Origin of the sequence: Aeromonas ichthyocola (assembly GCF_046087985.1) — a bacterium.
In the GTDB taxonomy this organism is placed as follows: Bacteria; Pseudomonadota; Gammaproteobacteria; order Enterobacterales; family Aeromonadaceae; genus Aeromonas; species Aeromonas rivipollensis.
In genome coordinates this window covers 892529-911700 of sequence record NZ_JBJSWH010000001.1, presented here as the reverse complement: position 1 = coordinate 911700, position 19172 = coordinate 892529, and the positions used below count along the sequence as shown (strand labels likewise).

At 63.0% G+C, this 19172-nt stretch carries 17 protein-coding genes and 3 pseudogenes; 5 read left to right on the top strand and 15 right to left on the bottom strand.

The features are described from left to right. Nucleotides 1-93: 93 nt before the first annotated feature. From ACF2JD_RS04360 to fldB, 3 genes and pseudogenes are all read right to left on the bottom strand, one after another. The gene (locus tag ACF2JD_RS04360; RefSeq protein ID WP_440986829.1) at nt 94-1434 is read right to left on the bottom strand and encodes a metallopeptidase TldD-related protein; all 1341 of its coding nucleotides are present in this window, start codon (nt 1432-1434) and stop codon (nt 94-96) included. Further along, nucleotides 1434-2834: a TldD/PmbA family protein gene (locus ACF2JD_RS04355; protein WP_168234532.1), complete on the bottom strand. Its 1401-nt coding sequence runs from the start codon at nt 2832-2834 to the stop codon at nt 1434-1436. The genes ACF2JD_RS04360 and ACF2JD_RS04355 overlap by 1 nt, the downstream gene beginning before the upstream one ends. Nucleotides 2835-3076: 242 nt before the next feature. Further along, a pseudogene (gene fldB / locus ACF2JD_RS04350) lies at nt 3077-3595 on the bottom strand (flavodoxin FldB). 249 nt (nt 3596-3844) lie between these two features. Here fldB and xerD point away from each other — a divergent pair. Beyond that, on the top strand, nt 3845-4744 hold the full coding sequence (xerD, locus tag ACF2JD_RS04345) for a site-specific tyrosine recombinase XerD (RefSeq protein WP_440986828.1): 900 nt from the start codon (nt 3845-3847) through the stop codon (nt 4742-4744). Between the two features lie 69 nt (nt 4745-4813). On the opposite strand, the gene mscL is transcribed toward xerD, so the two are convergent. Then, nucleotides 4814-5224, bottom strand: coding sequence for a large-conductance mechanosensitive channel protein MscL (mscL, locus tag ACF2JD_RS04340; RefSeq protein WP_111910374.1), 411 nt, complete (start codon nt 5222-5224; stop codon nt 4814-4816). A gap of 260 nt (nt 5225-5484) precedes the next feature. Here mscL and ACF2JD_RS04335 point away from each other — a divergent pair, with 260 nt between their 5' ends. From ACF2JD_RS04335 to nqrE, 4 genes are all read left to right on the top strand, one after another. Next, nucleotides 5485-6201 (top strand): disulfide isomerase DsbC N-terminal domain-containing protein, encoded by a 717-nt coding sequence (locus ACF2JD_RS04335; RefSeq protein WP_163147846.1) that lies wholly within the window; start codon nt 5485-5487, stop codon nt 6199-6201. Then, nucleotides 6167-7897 (top strand): single-stranded-DNA-specific exonuclease RecJ, encoded by a 1731-nt coding sequence (gene recJ, locus ACF2JD_RS04330; protein ID WP_303809927.1) that lies wholly within the window; start codon nt 6167-6169, stop codon nt 7895-7897. Before ACF2JD_RS04335 ends, recJ begins: the two co-directional genes overlap by 35 nt. Before the next feature lie 309 nt (nt 7898-8206). Continuing rightward, on the top strand, nt 8207-8599 hold the full coding sequence (locus ACF2JD_RS04325; RefSeq protein WP_392418344.1) for a hypothetical protein: 393 nt from the start codon (nt 8207-8209) through the stop codon (nt 8597-8599). A gap of 178 nt (nt 8600-8777) precedes the next feature. Then, nucleotides 8778-9377 (top strand): NADH:ubiquinone reductase (Na(+)-transporting) subunit E, encoded by a 600-nt coding sequence (gene nqrE, locus ACF2JD_RS04320; RefSeq protein ID WP_042649628.1) that lies wholly within the window; start codon nt 8778-8780, stop codon nt 9375-9377. A 48-nt stretch (nt 9378-9425) separates the two neighbouring features. On the opposite strand, the gene ACF2JD_RS04315 is transcribed toward nqrE, so the two are convergent. The 11 genes and pseudogenes from ACF2JD_RS04315 to mrdA form a co-directional block, all read right to left on the bottom strand. Further along, nucleotides 9426-9932 carry a GNAT family N-acetyltransferase gene (locus ACF2JD_RS04315; protein ID WP_408752429.1) on the bottom strand — a complete coding sequence of 169 codons (507 nt, stop codon included), beginning with the start codon at nt 9930-9932 and terminating at the stop codon, nt 9426-9428. A 164-nt stretch (nt 9933-10096) separates the two neighbouring features. Next, nucleotides 10097-11062 carry a lipoyl synthase gene (gene lipA, locus ACF2JD_RS04310; RefSeq protein WP_106887600.1) on the bottom strand — a complete coding sequence of 322 codons (966 nt, stop codon included), beginning with the start codon at nt 11060-11062 and terminating at the stop codon, nt 10097-10099. Nucleotides 11063-11147: 85 nt separating this feature from the next. Beyond that, the gene (lipB, locus tag ACF2JD_RS04305) at nt 11148-11825 is read right to left on the bottom strand and encodes a lipoyl(octanoyl) transferase LipB (RefSeq protein ID WP_163147841.1); all 678 of its coding nucleotides are present in this window, start codon (nt 11823-11825) and stop codon (nt 11148-11150) included. An 82-nt stretch (nt 11826-11907) separates the two neighbouring features. Then, nucleotides 11908-12171 carry a DUF493 family protein YbeD gene (gene ybeD, locus ACF2JD_RS04300; RefSeq protein ID WP_025326087.1) on the bottom strand — a complete coding sequence of 88 codons (264 nt, stop codon included), beginning with the start codon at nt 12169-12171 and terminating at the stop codon, nt 11908-11910. A gap of 288 nt (nt 12172-12459) precedes the next feature. Then, entirely contained in the window at nt 12460-13689 is a 1230-nt protein-coding gene (locus tag ACF2JD_RS04295) for a D-alanyl-D-alanine carboxypeptidase family protein (protein WP_106887597.1), read from the bottom strand. A gap of 192 nt (nt 13690-13881) precedes the next feature. Further along, a complete protein-coding gene (locus ACF2JD_RS04290) occupies nt 13882-14814 on the bottom strand; it encodes a septal ring lytic transglycosylase RlpA family protein (protein ID WP_440986827.1) in 933 nt (310 codons plus the stop codon). After that, nucleotides 14756-15736 (bottom strand): lytic murein transglycosylase B, encoded by a 981-nt coding sequence (gene mltB, locus ACF2JD_RS04285; RefSeq protein WP_440986886.1) that lies wholly within the window; start codon nt 15734-15736, stop codon nt 14756-14758. The genes ACF2JD_RS04290 and mltB overlap by 59 nt, the downstream gene beginning before the upstream one ends. A gap of 32 nt (nt 15737-15768) precedes the next feature. Then, nucleotides 15769-15876 (bottom strand): annotated as a pseudogene (locus ACF2JD_RS04280) (FtsW/RodA/SpoVE family cell cycle protein); the annotation flags it as partial. A gap of 26 nt (nt 15877-15902) precedes the next feature. Continuing rightward, nucleotides 15903-16037: an FtsW/RodA/SpoVE family cell cycle protein gene (locus ACF2JD_RS04275; RefSeq protein ID WP_440986826.1), complete on the bottom strand. Its 135-nt coding sequence runs from the start codon at nt 16035-16037 to the stop codon at nt 15903-15905. Beyond that, a complete protein-coding gene (gene rodA / locus ACF2JD_RS04270) occupies nt 16037-17140 on the bottom strand; it encodes a rod shape-determining protein RodA (protein ID WP_025326091.1) in 1104 nt (367 codons plus the stop codon). Before rodA ends, ACF2JD_RS04275 begins: the two co-directional genes overlap by 1 nt. Before the next feature lie 68 nt (nt 17141-17208). After that, nucleotides 17209-19136 (bottom strand): annotated as a pseudogene (gene mrdA / locus ACF2JD_RS04265) (penicillin-binding protein 2). Between the last annotated feature and the right edge of the window lie 36 nt (nt 19137-19172).

The following is a 19172-nucleotide window of genomic DNA, read 5'->3' as shown; positions in this document are numbered from 1 at the left end:
AGTGGCCGAACAGGGGCGCCATCAATGAAAAAACGGCGCCTGATGGCGCCGCTTTTGCTTGGGGAAGATAACCGCTTTTCCCACTAGATACAGTCACTTGCCTGCGACATTCAAGCCACCGAAACGGATCAGGGGGGCATAGAAGCCCTTGCCATCGTTGTGGTGCAGCACATTGCCGACAGCCTCCAGCTCGCCGAGCAGGCGGTAGAAGTTGCCCGCCACCGTGATGCCGCGCACCGGCTGGAGCCGCACCCCATCGCGGCAGAGGAAACCCGAGGCGCCAAAGGAGAAGTCACCGCTCACCGCATCGGCCCCGGAGTGCAGGCCGTCGAGCTTGACCAGCTCCAGATAGTCGCCGCTCTGCACCTCGCCCTCGCTGTGAGGACCTGTGCCGAACACCAGGTGGCGGGCGGTCACATCGAGGGCGCTGCGGGCGCTGCGGGCCGCCGAGCCATTGCTCACCCCCCCAAAATGGCGGGCGGTGGCGCTGTTGTGGAGCAGGGTCTTGAGCTCTCCCTCGCCAATCAGCAACAGATCCGAGGTGGGGGCCCCTTCGCCATCAAACGCCTTGATGTTCATGCCCCCCGGCATATAGGCCCGGCTCTCCAGGGTGAGCCAGCGGGAGGCCACAGACTGACCCACCTTGTCTCGCCAGGGGTTGATCCCCTGCTGGGCCCACTTGCCGGACAGCGCCCCCTGGAAGCAGCCAAACAGGCTGGCGAAGCAGTTGGTGCTGAAGAGGACGCTGTAGCGACCGCTTGGCACCGCTTCCCCCGGCAGCAGGTCATGGGCCACGGCATGGATCTGTTCGATAAGGGTCTGGCTATCCAGCTCATCGAAGCGGCGGCCATACTGCCCTTGCGAGTGCATCGACTGGCGGCCATCCCGCTCCACCAGCGCCGAGGTATAGCAGCCGACGCTGAATTCACTGTGCTGGCAGAGGCTGCCCAGGCTGTTGGCGAGCCAGAGGCGGCTCTCCCCCTCGAAGAAGCTGTTGTAGGGGGCGCCTGTCACATCAGGTTGCGCCAGCATACCCGCCTCGAGGCGCAGGGCCAGGGCTATCTTCTCCTCCACCGCCGTGGTATCGGGCTGGCTTATCTCGGCGCAGTCGGTGCTGATCCGGCTGCCCGCCACCGAGATGCGCTGATCCGGGTCCACCTTGGCAAAGCGGCTGGCATCGAGCGCATCCTGCAGCATGGCATCCAGCGCCAGCTCATCGAGGGACTCCGAGTAGGCGATGCCGACCCGACCCTCCTTGATCAGGCGAATGCCGAGCTGCTGGCTGCTGGTGACCTTGTATTCGCCGAGTTCCCCCTTGTCGGCCTTGAGGGAGAAGGCCTTGTCCTGATTGGCGATGATGTCCGCCTCGGCATCGAGGTCGGCGACCTTCTCCAGCAGGCGGCTGAGCAGTTGATTCATATCGAGTGCGCTCATCAGGCGTTCCCTCCTACCAGGATCTTGTCAACTTTCAAGGCGGGTTGGCCGACAGAGGTGGGCACCGAGCCGGAGACGGAGCCGCACATTCCGGCGGCCAGCGCCAGATTGCGCCCCACCATGGAGATCTCTTTGAGCACTTGCGGGCCTGTGCCGATCAGGGTCGCCGACTTGAGCGGCCGGGTTATCTTGCCGTGCTCGATGAGGTAGGCCTCCTGCACGTTGAAGTTGAACTCGCCTGTGCCCGGCTGCACCGAGCCGCCCCCCATCTTCTTGGCGTAGATGCCGTGCTCGACCGTGGCCAGCATATCGTCCAGACTGTGGCTGCCCGGCTCTATGTAGGTGTTGCGCATGCGGGAGGTGGGGGCGAACTTGTAGGACTCGCGCCTTCCTGAGCCGGTGCGGGCATGGCCGGTCTTGATGGCGCCCATTCTGTCCACCAGGAAGCCGGTCAGCACCCCATCCTTGATGAGCTGGGTGTGCTGGGTCGCCATCCCTTCGTCATCGACGTTGATGGAGCCCCAGGCGTTGCTCTGCAAGCCTTCATCCACGGCGCTGACCGCCGGATTGGCGATGAGCTGGCCCATCTTGTCGTGGAACACCGAGGCCTTCTTGGCCACCGAGGTGGTCTCCAGCAGGTGGCCGCAGGCCTCGTGGAAGATGACGCCGCCAAAGCCGCTCTCCATGATGACCGGCAGGGTGCCGCTCGGGCAGGGGGCGGCGCCCAGCTTCACCAGCGCCTGACGGGTGGCGGTGAGGGCCAGCTCCCGCGGGTCTATGCGCTCGGCATGTTCCCAGCCCATCAGGGCGCCGGGAGCCTCGTAGCCCACGCTCTGCTCGCTCCCTTCCACCGCTATGGTCTGGGCCATGATGCGGTTGTAGTGGCGGCGATCGCTCACCTGCAGCCCTTCGCTGTTGAAGATCTCCACCTCCTGCTCCCAGCCCAGCACGTTGCCGGAGAACTGGCTCACCTTGCCGCTCTCGGCGCGGGCCACCGCATCCATGGCGTGCAGGTAGGCAATCTTCTGCTCCAGCTGCTTGTCGGCCGAGAGCGGCAGAGCCACCGGATTGCGGTCTGTGATGGGGGTGAAATCGAAGGCGGTGGCGGTGACCACGGGGTCACGCCTGTCCTTGGCCGCCAGCAGGCTGACGATGCGCAGCAGCTCGTCGCGGCTGGCCAGGTTGGTGTAGCCGTAGAGCACCTTGTGGCCGTAGCACAGGCGAACGCCTATGCCAAAATCGAGGCCGCCGCTGATGTTTTCTATCTGGCTGGAGAGCAGGCTGAGCTGGCTGCGGCGCTTGCGCTCCACAAACAGCTCGGCGAAATCGGCACCCAGCCGCAGGGCGTGATCGAGCACGTCGCGGGCTATGGTGGGGGCCAACAGGGAGAATGAGGTCATAGAATTTCCTTTTCTGGTCTGTTTCCTGTTTGCTTCCGACACCCGTTCTGATTGTGTTATGGGGTGTCGGTTGCATTGTTGCAGACCAGCAGCAAAAAGTCGCTATAGCGTCAGGCGATGATACCGAACGAGAAAATCGGTGCGATAACTGCGCCCGGCAGCCATAACTGCGCCCGGGCGGCCATAGCACAGGGCAACTGTGGCCGCCTTGAGAGGGCCAACGAGGACGGCCATCGTCAGGATCAGAGCAGGGCGTGGATTTCGTCAGGATCTGCTCGACCCACTGTTCGATGCGCGGATCGGTCTGGTCATATTGATCGGCATCGTCCAGCGCCAGCCCGACAAAGTGATGACCGTCGTCGATCAGCGCCTTGGAGGCATCGAATTCGTACCCTTCGTTGGGCGGAGTTAACCCACCAGCTTGACCCCTTTGGGCACCAGCTGATCGTGCAGCAGGCCGAGGGCATCCTGGAACCATTCGCCATAACCCAGCTGATCACCGAGGCCAAACAGGGCGATGATGCGTCCCTCCAGATGGAGATCTGCGATATCTTCCCAGCGGGACTCCCAGTCCTCCTGCAGCTCGCCGAAATCCCAGGTGGAGATGCCAAGGATCAGGATCTCGTAATCCTCCATGCGGCGCAGGGGACATCCTTGATATTGTGGATATCCACCAGCTCGGGGCCGATGAGGGCGCGGATCTTCTCGGCGGCCATCTCGGTGTAACAGGTGGTGGAACCGTAAAACAGACCAATCTTCATCGCTCTTCTCTCTGTTGGCGCTTTCTCGCTTGCTTTTGGCGCCTTCTCGCATGCTCGTGTGGGCGCGCCATGTGGGCAACACGATGGGTAACGTAAGGGGAGGGCGCCAGTCTAGCAGATTGCCATTCGACCTTCACCGCCCGGCAAGGGGCGTGGCAAAGGCCCTTATCTTTCGCAATGAAAGTGCCTTGTCTTTCCAATGAGTTGGCGCGTTACAATGGGCCATCGATCCCCTGATTGCAGCGCACCATGAGCAAACCCGACCCCCATCCCCTGATCGAACCCTTTCTCGACGCCCTCTGGCTGGAGCGGGGATTGTCCGACAATACGGTCAGCTCCTATCGCACGGATCTGGAAAAGTTTGCCCTCTGGCTCGACGGCCAGGGTGGCTCCCTGCTGCTGGCGGGGATGGACGACATCCAGCACTACCTCGCCTGGCGGGTGGACAACCAGTTTGCGGCGAGCAGCACGGCCCGCTTCCTCTCGGCCCTGCGCCGCTTCTATCAGTATCTCAATCGGGAAAAATTGCGCGGCGACGATCCGACAGTGCTGCTGGAGGGCCCCAAGCTGCCCAAGAAGCTGCCCTCGGATCTCAGCGAGGCCGAGGTGGATGCGCTGCTGACGGCGCCCCTGGTGGACGACCCGCTGGAGCTGAGGGACAAGGCGATGCTCGAGCTGCTCTATGCCACCGGGCTGCGGGTCTCCGAGCTGGTGGGGCTCACCGCCGAGCATGTCAGCCTGCGCCAGGGGTTGGTGCGGGTGGTGGGCAAGGGCAACAAGGAGCGGCTGGTGCCCATGGGGGAGGAGGCTGTCCACTGGCTGGAGCGTTACTACCGGGAGGCCCGCACCTTGCTGCTGGGGGGCACCAGCTCGGATGTGGTCTTCCCCTCCAAGCAGGCCAGGATGATGACCCGTCAGACCTTCTGGCATCGCATCAAGCTCTATGCCCAGCGGGCGGGGATCCGGGGAGAGCTCTCCCCCCACACCCTGCGCCACGCCTTCGCCACCCATCTGCTCAACTACGGCGCCGATCTGCGGGTGGTGCAGATGCTGCTGGGGCACGCGGATCTCTCCACCACCCAGATCTACACCCACGTGGCTAACGAGCGTCTCAAGGCACTCCATGGGGAGCACCATCCCCGGGCCTGACCCGTGCCGCCGTCAATAAAAAACCGCCAAATGGCGGTTTTTTCATCACTGCACGACAGGAGATGGCGTCTATTTCCCCTGCTGGGATTTCAGCAAATCGCGGATTTCGGTCAGCAGCTCCTGATCCTTGGTGGGGCCGGCCGGGGCAGGGGCTTCCTCTGCCTGCTTCTTCTGCAGGGTGTTGACGGCCTTGAGCCCCATGAAGATGGCGAAGGCGATGATCAGAAAATCGATGATGGTCTGGATGAACTTGCCGTAGGCGATGACCACGGCAGGGATGTCACCTTCGGCGGCCTTCAGGGTGACGGCCAGATCGCTGAAGTCCACCCCCCCCAGGATGAGGCCGATGGGCGGCATGATGACGTCGCCCACGAAGGAGGAGACTATCTTGCCGAAGGCGGCACCTATGATGATACCGACCGCCATGTCGATGACGTTGCCTCTGGCCGCAAAGGCCTTGAACTCTTGAATCAGACTCATTTTTCCCCCTAAAAAATGGACAGGATGCGGTGCGACCACATCGCTGTTTGGACGATAAAACATCAATAAAACAGAGGGATGACCATGGTGTCTCCCGTCGTCCTGATTAGCTTGCTGGGCCTTAGCCCAATTGGCAACCTGTCAGATCGGGATTTTTTTGCGATCCACGCTATTAATCAATCGCTAATTAAGAGGTTGGGGCAAGGATGTGCACTGAGTTACCTTATGAATCCATTCAATCATGCCAGGTGAGTCATCAAGTGCGACATTTACTGCTGGGAATGATGCTGCTGTGCACCTTTGCTGCCAGCGCGGGGATGGATCCCCAGCTGTTGAAACAGACCATAGGGCAGCGCCTCGGGGTGCAGGTCTTCCTGGTGGACGAGACCCCGGTGCCCGGGCTCTATCTGCTGGGCACAGCCCAGGGGCTGCTCTATAGCGATGCCAGGGGAAACTATGTGCTGCAGGGCTCCATGCTGGATCTGGCCCACGACATGCAAAACCTCACCCGCCTGAGCCAGCAGCAACAACGTCGGCTGGCGCTGGCGCAGGTAGGCGAGGCGCGACTCTGGCTCAAGGCGCCGAACGAGCGCTACCGGGTTACCCTGTTTACCGATCTCGGCTGTCGCCGCTGTCACGCCGTGCTGGACGATCTGCCCCAGTTGCAGGCCAGGGGGGTGAGCGTGCAGTTGCTGCCCCTGGTGGCCCCCTTCGCCGAGCTGGCCGAAACGCAGGCGCTCTGGTGCGATCCCGCCCTGCTGGGTGAACTCAGTCTCAGTGATCGTTTGCCTGCGGCCGGATGTAATGAGATCCTTGCCCATCATATCGGCCTGAGCCAGTGGCTCGGGATCAAGGCGTCACCGAGCTGGGTCCTGCCAAACGGGGATCTGGTGCGGGGATATCAGAGCCCTGAACAACTGCTCAAGATACTGGATCACATCAATGCCCCTGCAAATCCGTCGTCGTCCGCGAGTTGATGATTCCCATCTGCCCGCCACCCTGCATCCCCTGCTACGTCAAATCTTCGCCAGCCGCGGCGTGGAGGATCCCGCCCTGCTGGAGCGCAGCGCCAGCCAGCTGTTGCCGCCCCAGCGGCTGTTTGGCATGGAGCAGGCGGTGCCCCTGCTGGCGGATGCCCTGACGGCGCAGCAGCGCATCCTCATCGTCGGCGACTTCGACTGCGACGGCGCCACCAGCTCAGCCCTGTGCGTGCTGGCCCTGCGGGCCATGGGGGGCCATCACGTCGATTTTCTGGTGCCCAACCGCTTCGAGTTCGGCTACGGCCTCACCCCCGAAATCGTCGAGCTGGCGGTGGCCCGGGGCGCCGAGTTTCTCATCACTGTGGATAACGGCATCTCCAGCATTGCCGGGGTGGCGGCGGCCAAGGCGGCCGGAATGCGGGTACTGGTTACCGATCACCACTTGCCGGGCCAGGAGCTGCCAGACGCCGATGCGATAGTGAACCCTAACCAGCGTGGCTGCGACTTCCCCTCCAAGTCCCTGGCCGGGGTCGGGGTGGCCTTCTATCTGATGGCGGCCCTCAACACCCATCTGCGCCAGAGCGGCTGGTATGAGCGCCAGGGCATTCGCGCCCCCAATGTGGCGGACTATCTCGATCTGGTGGCCCTCGGCACAGTCGCCGACGTGGTGGCGCTGGATGGCAACAACCGCATCCTGGTCCATCAGGGGCTGCAGCGGATCCGGGCCGGTCGCTGCCGCCCCGGCATCCAGGCGCTGGTGGACGTATCGGGCCGCGATGGCCGCCGCCTGTGCGCCGCCGATCTCGGCTTTGCCCTGGGGCCCCGTCTCAATGCGGTGGGCCGTCTCGATGACATGTCCCTCGGGGTCGCCTGTCTGCTGAGCGATGATCTCAACCTGGCGCGCCAGCTTGCGGCGGAGATGGACAGCCTTAACCAGGAGCGCAAGGAGATAGAGCAGGGGATGCAGCAGGAGGCCCTCGCCACCCTGGAGCAGATCCGGTTTCGCGACGGCGAGGTGCCAAGCGGCATAGTGCTGCACAGGGACGAGTGGCATCAGGGGGTGGTGGGCTTGGTGGCCTCCAAGATCAAGGAGAAGTACTACAGACCGGTGATTGCGTTTGCGCAGAGCAGCGACACCGAGCTCAAGGGCTCAGGGCGCTCCATCCCCGGCGTGCACCTGCGCGATGCCCTCGAACTGCTCGATACTCGTCATCCGGGCCTGATGGGCAAGTTCGGTGGCCATGCCATGGCGGCGGGGCTGACCCTGCCCAAGGCAAACATAGAGGCGTTCGGCCGGGCATTTGAAGCCGTCATCGCCGAGCTGGTGACCCCGGAGCTGCTGACCGGGGTGCTGCTCACCGACGGCGAGCTGCTGCCGGACGAGCTGAGTCTGGAGCTGGCGGAGCTCATCCGTGCCTCCGGCCCCTGGGGTCAGGCCTTCCCCGAGCCGCTGTTCGACGGCGAATTCGTGCTGGTGCAGCAGCGGCTGGTGGGGGAGAAGCACCTCAAGATGATGTTGACCACGGATTCGGGTCATGCGGTGGATGCCATCGCCTTCGGGGTGGATCTCAAGCGCTGGCCTGATGCCTCGGTGAAACGGGTGCGGCTGGTCTATCGGCTCGATGTCAACGAGTGGCGCGGCAACCGCAGCGTCCAGCTGCTGGTGGAGCATCTGGAGGCCGCCGGTCTCTAGTGGGCAGTAGCCATGCTAGGCAATGACAACGGCCACCCTGGGGTGGCCGTTTTTGTTGCAAGAGCGGTTATGCCCTCACTCAATGGGGCTCAAGGGGTGGGGATGGGAGTCGTTCTCCGCTGTTTTCATTGAGGGTGTTAAATGTCCCCTTTGTGGGGAAAACAGGTTGTTTGTATCGAATTTTTCCGGTTACTGGATGCCAAAATTCAATATAAGGAGGGATTGTGATATATTCGGCCCCGTTCAACCCCTTGCCTTTTCAAGGAGCCTGTCCCCTTGCCACCCCTTGGCCGACCATTGTGCTGGCCGATGGCGCTCGCCGTCGCCTGCCTGCTGTGGTTTGCCGCCTCTGTCGCGGCAGGGCTCGGTGCGTCCGCGCTGTCGGCCCAGGGGACATCGACATCCTCGATGCAGTTGCACGAGCCCCCCGCGCCTGGGTTGGCCGACAACCTCAGCCTGCCCCCGGCCTCCCAGTGGCGGCTCAGCTTCGAGCAGGGGCGGCGGCTGGAAGGGGCCAGGGACCCGGATCTCTACCAGATGCTGCTGGCCTGGTTTCAGCACGAGATCCTCGGTCTGCTCTGCGGCCTGCTGTTCTTCCTGCCCCTCATCTACCTCAGGCAGTGGCCAAACTGTCTCGGTCATCTGCACCAGCGGCAACTGCTCTGTCATCACCTGCAATTTCGCTTCTGCCAGGGCGACTAGTGTCGCTCACCTCGCCGGGCACACGCCGACGCCGTCTCTGCCGCTGATCCCTGTCTGTTGATCCGCCGACCCCTGTCGTCTGCGTTCGCGCCCGTGCTGACTGTCATCCCGTTCCTGCCGCTGGCCCCTGGCCAGGGGCGGACCCTCTCTTTGCACAATCAAGTGGTGAGCAGCCTTCATGGACTATTACGTCAATTTGTTTATTCAGTCGATCTTTGTGGAAAACCTGGCCCTGGCCTTCTTTCTCGGCATGTGTACCTTCCTCGCGGTGTCGAAGAACATCAACACCGCCTTCGGCCTTGGCATGACGGTGCTGGTGGTCATGGTGATCGCCATTCCCCTCAACAACCTGATCTACCGCCATATACTGCGCCCGGACAGCACCTTCCTTGGGGAATTTGACCTCAGCTTTCTCGATTTCATCATCTACATAGGCGTGCTGGCGGCCCTGGTGCAGGTGATGGAGATGGTGCTGGACAAGCATTTCCCGGCGCTCCACCAGGCTCTGGGGATCTACCTGCCGCTGTTGACTGTGCACTGCGCCATCTTCGGCGGCGTCATGTTCATGGCCCAGCGGGATTACGACTTCATCGAATCCGTGGTCTATGGGGCGGGCTCAGGACTCGGCTGGCTGCTGGCCATAGTCGCCATCGCCGGTCTGCGCCAGAAGATGAAGTATTCGGACGTGCCGGAAGGGCTGCGAGGCATCGGCATCACCTTCATAGTGGCGGGGCTGATGTCGCTCGGCTTTATGTCCTTCTCCGGCATCTCGCTCTGAGCGTCGGCTCGCCACGGCATGGCGGAAGAGGGTTGATGGCGGGAGCCATCAAGCCAGCGTCTTGGCCATGTTGTAGCCCGTGATGTGAAAGCCGATCTCTTCGTAGAGCGCCCTGGCCCTCGGATTGTCATAGGCGACTCTCAGCTTGATCTGGCTGACGCCAAGGCACTTCAAGTCGGCCTCCAGCACCGCCATGGCGGCCTTGCCATATCCCAGTCCGCGATGGGTCGGGAGTGTGTAGAAGTCATAGATAAAGGTGGTGTGGGCGGCGCTGTCGATGCTGTGCCAGAGATAGCCGGCAATGCCCGCCGTCGGTGCGACTGCGCTCCCGACATTGTCACTCACAGGGATGATGCAGAGCAGGCTCTGGCCCGGAGTGGCGGCTCCTTGAGGCAGGTGTTGCAGCAAGGAAGCCTCGGCTTGTTGGCGGGCATAGGCCAGGGTCAGCCCGTGATTGCCGGCGAGATCCTGGGCGTAGTCGTCGATGAAGTAGTCGCGATAGGCGGGGAAAGCCGCCTCATCCATGGGGATCAGACGAACGATAGGGGTTGGCATCGGAGCTTCACTCAAGGAAAGGGAGTCGCCACCTTAACCCCGGAACCGGGGATTAGCCAAGGGGTTGGCCGGGAGTGTCGAGTCCGACATGTTCAACAAGAAGAGCGCCCTTGGGCGCTCTTCTTTTAGCAGGAGAGGTTATTCGACCCCTCTTTCGGGCGAGGTTATTTGACCTCTTCGCCCTTGGCCTGCAGATCCGCATGGTAGGAGGAGCGCACGAAGGGGCCGCAGGCGGCGTGGGAGAAGCCCAGCCCCATGGCGACGTCTTTCAGCTCGTCAAACTCTGCGGGCGGCACGTAGCGCTTCACCGGCAGGTGGTGACGGCTCGGCTGCAGGTATTGACCCAGGGTCAGCATGTTGACGCCGTGCTCGCGCAGATCGGTGAGCACCTGGACTATCTCTTCGTTGGTCTCGCCAAGGCCCATCATGACGCCGGACTTGGTCGGCACATGGGGGTGCATTTCCTTGATGCGGCGCAGCAGCTCCAGGGACCACTTGTAGTCGGCACCCGGGCGAGCGACCCGGTACATGCGCGGTGCGGTTTCCAGGTTGTGGTTGAACACATCCGGCGGCGTCTCGCGGAACACCTCCAGCGCCTGCTCCATGCGGCCGCGGAAGTCCGGGGTCAGGATCTCGATGCGGGTCTGGGGGCTGTGCTCGCGGATCTGCTTGATGCAGTCGGCGAAGTGCTGGGCACCGCCGTCGCGCAGATCGTCGCGGTCCACCGAGGTGATGACCACGTATTTCAGCCCCATCTCCTTGATGGTGAGCGCCAGCTTCTTCGGCTCTTCGGGATCCAGTGCCAGCGGGCGGCCGTGGGCCACGTCGCAGAAGGGGCAACGGCGGGTGCAGATGGCGCCCATGATCATGAAGGTGGCCGTGCCGTGGTTGAAGCACTCCGCCAGGTTGGGGCAGGAGGCCTCTTCACAGACCGAGTGCAGCTTGTTCTTGCGCAGGGTGCTCTTGATGTGCTCGATCTTCTGGCTCGACGGCGGCAGCTTGATCCGCATCCAGTCCGGCTTGCGCAGCACTTCCTCGTTGGGATCCGGCATGAATTTCACCGGGATCAGGGCCATCTTGTCGCCATCGCGCAGCTTGACGCCCGGCTCCATACGAACGGGTTTGCTCATGATTCACTCTCGGTGTTTGTTATTGTCTGATTGATAGCCATCAGGGTCCTCTCGGGGCCCTCATGGCCACGCGGCATGGGCTTGCTCATGCTGCCTCTTCGGTATTCGTGATCTTTTCATAGCCAATCAGGCTGGCCAGCTCCATCACCAGGATGGATTGCGCCTCGGCCACGCTCTGCGGGCCGCCCAGGGCGCTGGTCTGGGTCATGGCCATGCCCGCATAACCGCACGGATTGATGCGCAGGAAGGGGGTCATGTCCATGTTGATATTGAGGGCGAGTCCGTGGAAGGAGCAGCCCTTGCGGATCCGCAGGCCCAGGGAGGCGAGCTTGGCCTCGATGCCGAGATCGTTCTTCACGTAGACGCCGGGGGCATCGGCCTTGGCATAGGCCTGGATGTCGCTTCTGGCCAGGGTGTTGATGATGGCTGTTTCCAGGCAGGTCACCAGCTCGCGCACCGAGAGCTTGCTGCGGCGCACGTCCACCAGCACATAGAGCACCAGCTGGCCGGGGCCGTGATAGGTCACCTGGCCTCCGCGATCGCTTTGCACCACAGGGATGTCACCGGGGGCGAGCAGATGCTCGGCCTTGCCGGCCTGGCCCTGGGTGTAGACGGGATCGTGCTCCACCACCCAGAACTCGTCAGGCGTCTCGCTGGTGCGGCTGTCGGTGAAGGCCTTCATGGCGTCCCATACCGGCTGGTAGGGGCGACGACCCAGGTGTCTGACGAGCAGTTGTGGCTGGGCGGGGATCTGGGGTGACATCTTTTCCTCACAGGCAGGCGCTTGCGTCGGCAAAACAGAATGGCAAATAATCGCTCGCCCCGATGGCGGGGCGAGAGAGAAATTACAGTACGTATTTCACCAGCTCGATCTTGCCAAGGGCGTGATACATCGCTTCGATGTGCTCTTTGCTCTGGGCAGTCACGGTTACGCGGACCGAGTGGTAGTTGCCCTTGGAGCTGGGCTGAACGGTCGGGCTGTAAGTACCTGGGGCATGTTGCTGCAGCACTTCAACCACTTGATCCGGCAGGGCGGGATCGGCCACCCCAAGCACCTTGAACGGGAACTTGCAGGGGAACTCCAGCAGCTCATCAAACTTGGTATTCATCTCACTCACCTTTAGCGTCGTCACGAAACGACTTCATCTTGCATCTTGTCTGGCCGAAGGACTCGGGCCGCCAGTCGCGTCAACCATGGGCACGGCTCCATCTTATATGGGCATTGCCCGGCACGGGATCAAGGCCCGCCAGGTCGACAGGACGTGGGAATGCTGCTTTTTACCACAAATGGAGCGTCGGCGGAACCTGCAGATTGCAGGGTTATTCACTGCCCCGGCGCGGCAAAGACAGCAGCGGCGCCTGTTGGCGCCGCTGCTTGCTCGGGATTGTGCGGTAGATTACTTGAACCAGCTGGCGACCAGCATCACCAGGTAATCCCACAGACGGCTCATCAGGCCACCTTCCTGCACCTCTTCCAGGGCGACCAGCGGAACCTGCTTGATCTCCTTGTCACCCTGCTTGAGGAACACGGTGCCGACGCGCTGACCCTTGGCCAGCGGGGCCTTCAGCTCGCTCTCGAGCTGGAAGTCCGCCTTCAGGTTGTTGCCCTGGCCACGGGTGACCAGCACGGAGACATCCTGATCGACCCCGAGCTTCACTTCAGACTTGTCGCCCATCCAGATCTTCTGGGTCACCAGCTCGGTACCCGCCTTGTAGGGGGTCAGGCTCTGGAAGAAGCGGAAACCGTAGGTGAGCAGCTTCTTGCTCTCGGCGGCGCGGGAGCCTTCGCTGCTGGCGCCCAGCACCACGGCGATCAGGCGCATGCCCTCGTTGTTGGTGGCGGAGGAGACCAGGTTGTAGCCGACCTGGCTGACGTGGCCTGTCTTGATGCCATCCACTTGCAGGGACTGATCCCACAGCAGGCGGTTGCGGTTGTGCTGGGTGATGCCGTTGAACACGAAGGATTTCTGGGAGTAGATCTTGTACTCCTCAGGCTGGTCGTGGATCAGGGCCTGACCCAGGCGGGCCATGTCGCGGGCGGTACTGTAGTGACCTTCCGCATCCAGACCGTGGGGGTTCTTGAACTGGGAGTCTTTCATGCCGAGCTTGGCGGCCCAGGCGTTCATCAGGCTGGCGAAGGAGTCGGTGCTGCCCGCCAGGTGTTCGGCCATGGCGACGCAGGCGTCGTTGCCGGACTGGATGATGATGCCCTTGTTGAGGTCATCGACGGAGACTTGCTTGCCCACCTCGATGAACATCTTGGAGGAGTCGGAGTAGTTCTTGGACCAGGCGTTCTGGCTGATGGTCACCATGTCGGTGCCCTTGATGTTCCCCTTGAGCAGCTCGTTGCCGACTATGTAGGAGGTCATCATCTTGGTCAGGCTGGCGGGGGGCAGGCGCTCGTCGGCGTTCTGCTCGGCCAGCACCTGACCGGAGAAGTAGTCGATCAGAATATGGGCCTTGGCGGAGATCTCCGGCGCGGCAGGCACCACCATGGGGGCGCTGTTCAGGGTGGGGACCGGCTGGGCAGTCGGCAGAGCCGAATCCGGCGTCGGTACCGGCTGGTTGGCCTGGGCGGTCGCGCTTAGCAGGGAGGCCAGAATAACGGAACGGGCAAATTTGGACATCTTGAAATTCCTGGTGCCTGGATGGGGATTACCCAAGTTGAAAAAAAGCGGGCTCCACTATACCAGATGTGCCGGTCGGTCATAGTCCGGCGTGCCATCTGGTCTGGTTTTTTATCCATCGGTTGTCGGCGTTACGCCGGGAAACGACGTGACGCCGGGGGAGAGTGACGATTCACTCTGTGAGCCCTGCCATCAGGGAACGATGAAGGCCTGCTCCAGCCCCCCCTGCCGGATCTGTTCCAGCAGGCTTGCCTGTTGATCGGCGGCGACCGGTCCCAGCAGCACCCGGAAGATGGCGTCATGGGCCACCACCTGGTAGGGCACGCCGTAGCGCTGGGTCATCACCTTGCCCATGGCCTCGGCCCGGGGTTGGGAGCCGCTGGCCAGCACCTGGATCATCTTGCCCTGGCCGCTGGCGGCCTTGGGGGTGGAGAGGGTGCTGGTCGCCGTGGCAGCCGCCGCGGGAGCGGCCTTGGCCGGGGTGACGGTGGCAGCCGCCGCAGGCTGGGCCTCACCCAGGAAGGTGGCCTCTTGGGCAGCCGGCTGCATGGGCGCCATCGGCGTCATGGGGACCATCTCGACCATCTGATCCGGCTGATCGGTGATGAGCTCAAGCCGCACCCTGGCCTCGCCCCCGTCGACCATCTCCAGCTGTTTGGCCGCGGCATGGGAGAGATCGATCAGGCGCTCGCTGCCGAAGGGGCCGCGATCGTTGATCCGCACTATGGTCTCAAGCCCGTTGTCCAGGTTGGTGACCCGCACATAGCTCGGCAGCGGCAGATTGCGGTGGGCGGCGCTGAACAGGGTGCTGTCCTGCACGTCGCCGTTGGCTGTCTTGTTGCCATCGAGATCCTGGGACAGCCAGCTGGCGGTGCCCTCCTCGCTGTAGTGCTTGATGTCGCGCCACACCTCGTACTTCTGTTTGCCGATCCAGTAGTCCCGGTTGCCGCTCTCGCTCATGGGCTCGGGGCGCGGTATGGCACCGGTCGCCTGCGGGATTTCGATCACCTGGGGTTTTTCCGGCTGCACCGGGACCGGCGGCGGGGGCGCCTGCTCAGGTTGGCTGCTACAGGCGGCCAGCAACAAGGTCAGCGTGAGGGGGAGAAGTTTGTGGCTGTAATGCATAAGCGTCCTGGATTGCTTGACTGAGTTGATGCACCGCCATCGCATAGAGAGGGCTGCGGTTGTAGCGGGTGATCACATAAAAATTGTGGCGCGCGACCCAGTATTCCGGTCCATCGGCCTGCTCCAATGCCAGCAGTTTCACCGGCGTGTCCGGTGCCAGCGGGGTGGCGAGTTCAATCCCGGCGGCGGCCAGTTCGGCCCAGCGCTGCTTGAGCTCGGGCTCGGGCCCCAGCAGGGTACCTACTGGCGCCAATCCGATCAAGGCGGGTTCCACCACAGACTCCCCCCAGCGCCAGCGGTGCTCGGCAAAGTAGTTGGCCACGCTGCCGATGGCGTCCGCCGGGTTGGCAAACAGATCCCGCTTGCCATCCCCGTCAAAATCGACGGCGTAGTGGCGATAGCTGGAGGGCATGAACTGGCCCATGCCCATGGCGCCGGCATAGGAGCCCTTGAGAGAGGTGAGTGGCCACTTCTCCTCCCGGGCAAGCAGCACCAGCTGGGCGAACTCCTTGGCGAAGAACTCCTCACGGGTGGGGTAGTGGAACCCCAGGGTGTAGAGGCTGTCGAGCACCGGATGGCGCCCCATCTGGCGGCCATAGAAGGTCTCTATGCCTATGATGGCGACGATGAGGGCGGCGGGCACCCGGTAGTGCTGCTCGGCTCTGGTCAGGGTGGTGGCGTGGCGTTGCCAGAAGCCGACCCCGTCCCGGATCCGCTCCGGGGTGACGAACAGCGGCCGGTAGCTGTGCCAGGGCTTGGCCTCCCAGGGACGGCTGATGGTGTCGAGCACCTCCTGACGTAGCCGCGCCTGGGCGGCGGCGGCCTGCAACTCGGCCAGCGGCACCGAGTGCTGCAGGGCGAGTTGCGCCAGTTGGGGTGGCTCCGGGGCCGCAACCGCCGTCAGCGACCAGGCAGCCAGCATCCCGCAGGCCAGCCTTTGCAACCCCCATCTCATCAGGCGAGCAGTCGTCTGCGAGTCTGGATGGACATCAGTATTCCGAAGCCTGCCATCAGGGTCACCATGGAGGTACCGCCATAGCTCACCAGCGGCAGGGGCACCCCAGCACCGGCAGAATATATCCACCTCATCATGCCAGCAGCCTTCTGTGGGTCTGAATGGACATCAGGATGCCGAAGCCTGCCATCAGGGTCACCATGGAGGTGCCGCCATAGCTCACCTGCAGCAGGGGTCCTCCACGACAGGCAGAATATATCCACCTCATCAGGCCAGTAGCCTTCTGTGGGTCTGAATGGACATCAGGATGCCGAAGCCCGCCATCAGGGTCACCATGGAGGTGCCGCCATAGCTCACCAGGGGCAGGGGTACCCCCACCACAGGCAATATGCCGCTCACCATGCCCATGTTGACGAACACATAGACGAAGAAGGTGAGGGTCAGGGCGCCGCCGAGCAGGCGCTCGAAGCTGTTCTGGGCCTGCATGGAGATAAACAGGCAGCGGCTGATGATGTAGAGATAGATGACCAGCAGCAGGGCCACGCCCACCAGACCGAACTCCTCGCTGAACACCGCGAAGATGAAGTCGGTGTGGCGCTCCGGCAGGAACTCCAGCTGGGACTGGGTGCCCTGCAGCCAACCCTTGCCAAAGACGCCACCGGAGCCGATGGCTATCTTGGACTGGATGATGTGGTAGCCGCGTCCGAGGGGATCCTTCTCAGGGTCGAGCAGCATCAGCACCCGCTGGCGCTGGTAGTCGTGCATCAGGAAGAACCAGAGCACCGGCATGAAGGCGCAGATCAGCAAGACCGCCAGTCCGATCAGCCACCAGCTGATCCCCGCCAGGAAGATGACGAAGAAGCCGGAGGCCGCCACCAGGATGGAGGTGCCGAGATCGGGCTGGGCGGCGATCAGCAGGGTGGGCAAGAGCACCATCACCAGGGCGATCAGCACATGGCTGAACTTGGGGGGCAGGGAGTGCCGACTGAGCCAGGCGGCCACCATGATGGGCATGGAGAGCTTCATCACCTCGGAGGGCTGGAACTTCATAAAGCCGAGGTCCAGCCAGCGCTGGGCCCCCTTGCCGATATGGCCGAACACGTCCACCGCGATGAGCAGCAGCACCACCAGGGTGAACAGGGGCACGGACCAGCGCGCATAGAGGGAGGGGGGCAGCTGGGCTAGGCCTATCATCAGGCCGAAGGCGAGGCCGCCACGCACCAGCTGGCGTACTATGGAGTCAAAGTCCTGGCCCGAGGCGGAGTAGAGCACCACCATGGAGAGGGTCATCAGCGCCAGCAGGCCGAGCAGCAGCGGCAGGTCGATGTGCAGCTTGTACCAGATACTCTGCTGACGGGCGGAGTTACTCATGAGAGAAGACCTCGTTCTGCATGGATGGCCTCGGGAGGAGAGGCAAGGTGCGCAGCAGGCGTGCGGCGTTATTCATTGGTCACGGCCTCGCGCTGATCCGGGCCTGGGGTGGACGGCTTGTCGGGCGCCGGCGGCAGCTGGGGCTCTGGCGGCAGCAGGTAGGCATCCAGCATGTGGCGGGCGACCGGCGCCCCCATGGCACTGCCGCCACCGGCGTTTTCCAGCACCAGGGCCACCACGGCCTTGGGGGCCTCGAAGGGGGCGAAGGCGACGAAGAGGGCGTTGTCGCGGTGCTCCACCTTGGTGGTGGCCGCATTGTAGACCTGGTTCTCCTTGAGACCCACTACTTGGGCGGTACCTGATTTGCCCGCTGCCTTGTAGGGAGTGCCCGCAAAGGCGCGGCGTCCCGTCCCCTCATGGCCGTTGATGACGCGCCACATGCCGTCCTTGGCCACCTGCCAGTAGGTGTCGCTCTTGGCGGCGATGGCCACGTTCGGGTTGATGGGGGCGTTGACCACGCCGTCCACCGAGGCGGTGCTCTTGAGCAGGTGCGGCGTCACGTCGTGACCGTTCTGGGTTAGTATGCTGATCGCCTTGGCGAGCTGGATGGGGGTGGAGCTCCAGTAGCCCTGGCCGATGCCGATGGAGATGGTGTCCCCCTGATACCAGGGCTGACGCCAGCGCGCCATTTCCAGTCGCGGGACGGCATGACCCCCTTGGTCTCTTCATAGAGATCGACGCCACTGTACTGACCGAAGCCGAACTTGGTCATGTAGGCGTGGATCTTGTCGATGCCGACCCGGTAGGCGAGATCGTAGAAGTAGGTGTCCGCCGACACCTCGATGGCGCGATAGACGTCGAGCCAGCCATGGCCCCAGCGGCGCCAGTCACGAAACTTCTTGGTGGTGCCCGGGATGGAGAAGCTGGGACCGCCGAAGTAGCGATAGTTGGGGGTGATGGCCCCCTCGTTCAGCCCCATCACCGCCATCATGGGCTTGACGGTGGAGGCGGGGGCATAGATGCCCTGGGTGGTGCGGTTCACCAGCGGGCGGGCCGGATCGTTGAGCAGCGCCGAGTAGTTGGTGTTGGAGATGCCGGTCACGAACAGGTTGGGGTCGTAGCTCGGGCTCGACTCCATGGCCAGGATGGCGCCGGTATTGGGATCCATCATGACGATGGCGCCCCGGCGGCCGGCCAGCAGCTCCTGCGCCTTCAACTGCAGGCGGATGTCGATGTTGAGATAGATATCCTTGCCCGGCTCCGGCGGCTGGAACTTGAGGGTGCGCACCACCCGGCCGCGGTTGTTGACCTCGACCTCCTGGTAGCCCGCCACGCCGTGCAGCTGATCCTCGTAGAACTTCTCCACCCCCTGCTTGCCGATGTCCTTGGTGGCGGCATAGTTGGCGAGCTTGTCCTCCTTGTCGAGGCGCTCCACATCACGGGTGTTGATCTTGGCCACATAGCCCAGCGCATGGGTCAGGGTGTCACCAAAGGGATAGTAGCGCTTGAGATAGGCCTCTATGCTGGCGCCCGGGTAGTTGTGCTGGTTGACCGAGAAGAGGGCGACCTGGTACTCGGTCAGCTTCTCGAACAGGGGCACCGGCTTGAAGCGGCGCTGGCGTTTCACCTCGGCCAGGAACCGCTCCTTGGTCCCTTCCGGCAGGGCCAGCAGGGTGATCAGCTCATCGGCGGTCTTCTCCAGATCCTCGGTCTCTTCCGGCACTATCTCCAGGCTGTAGACGGGGCGGTTCTCCGCCAGCAGCACGCCGTTGGCGTCATAGATGAGGCCCCGTGGCGGTGCCACCGGCACGACCCGGATCCGGTTGTCGTTGGAACGGGTCTGATAGGTTTCGTAAGACTCTACCTGCAGATAGTAGAGATTACCCAGCAGCACCAGCATGAGGACGACCATGCCGATGTAGGCTACCAGGGTGCGCCGGAAGAACAGACGTCCCTCGGCACTGTGATCGCGCATTTCGATGCGATTCTTCAGCATGCCGTTACCTTATGGCTGACGGGGAGCAAGGGCGGG

Excerpts from the sequence above, each read along its gene's own strand:
- ACF2JD_RS04360 (WP_440986829.1), bottom strand. The coding sequence starts at position 1,434 with ATGAGCGCACTCGATATGAATCAACTGCTCAGCCGCCTGCTGGAGAAG.
- ACF2JD_RS04355 (WP_168234532.1), bottom strand. The coding sequence starts at position 2,834 with ATGACCTCATTCTCCCTGTTGGCCCCCACCATAGCCCGCGACGTGCTC.
- xerD (WP_440986828.1), top strand. The coding sequence starts at position 3,845 with ATGAGCAAACCCGACCCCCATCCCCTGATCGAACCCTTTCTCGACGCC.
- mscL (WP_111910374.1), bottom strand. The coding sequence starts at position 5,224 with ATGAGTCTGATTCAAGAGTTCAAGGCCTTTGCGGCCAGAGGCAACGTC.
- recJ (WP_303809927.1), top strand. The coding sequence starts at position 6,167 with ATGCCCCTGCAAATCCGTCGTCGTCCGCGAGTTGATGATTCCCATCTG.
- ACF2JD_RS04325 (WP_392418344.1), top strand. The coding sequence starts at position 8,207 with ATGGCGCTCGCCGTCGCCTGCCTGCTGTGGTTTGCCGCCTCTGTCGCG.
- nqrE (WP_042649628.1), top strand. The coding sequence starts at position 8,778 with ATGGACTATTACGTCAATTTGTTTATTCAGTCGATCTTTGTGGAAAAC.
- ACF2JD_RS04315 (WP_408752429.1), bottom strand. The coding sequence starts at position 9,932 with ATGCCAACCCCTATCGTTCGTCTGATCCCCATGGATGAGGCGGCTTTC.
- lipA (WP_106887600.1), bottom strand. The coding sequence starts at position 11,062 with ATGAGCAAACCCGTTCGTATGGAGCCGGGCGTCAAGCTGCGCGATGGC.
- lipB (WP_163147841.1), bottom strand. The coding sequence starts at position 11,825 with ATGTCACCCCAGATCCCCGCCCAGCCACAACTGCTCGTCAGACACCTG.
- ybeD (WP_025326087.1), bottom strand. The coding sequence starts at position 12,171 with ATGAATACCAAGTTTGATGAGCTGCTGGAGTTCCCCTGCAAGTTCCCG.
- ACF2JD_RS04295 (WP_106887597.1), bottom strand. The coding sequence starts at position 13,689 with ATGTCCAAATTTGCCCGTTCCGTTATTCTGGCCTCCCTGCTAAGCGCG.
- ACF2JD_RS04290 (WP_440986827.1), bottom strand. The coding sequence starts at position 14,814 with ATGCATTACAGCCACAAACTTCTCCCCCTCACGCTGACCTTGTTGCTG.
- mltB (WP_440986886.1), bottom strand. The coding sequence starts at position 15,736 with ATGCTGGCTGCCTGGTCGCTGACGGCGGTTGCGGCCCCGGAGCCACCC.
- ACF2JD_RS04275 (WP_440986826.1), bottom strand. The coding sequence starts at position 16,037 with ATGAGGTGGATATATTCTGCCTGTCGTGGAGGACCCCTGCTGCAGGTG.
- rodA (WP_025326091.1), bottom strand. The coding sequence starts at position 17,140 with ATGAGTAACTCCGCCCGTCAGCAGAGTATCTGGTACAAGCTGCACATC.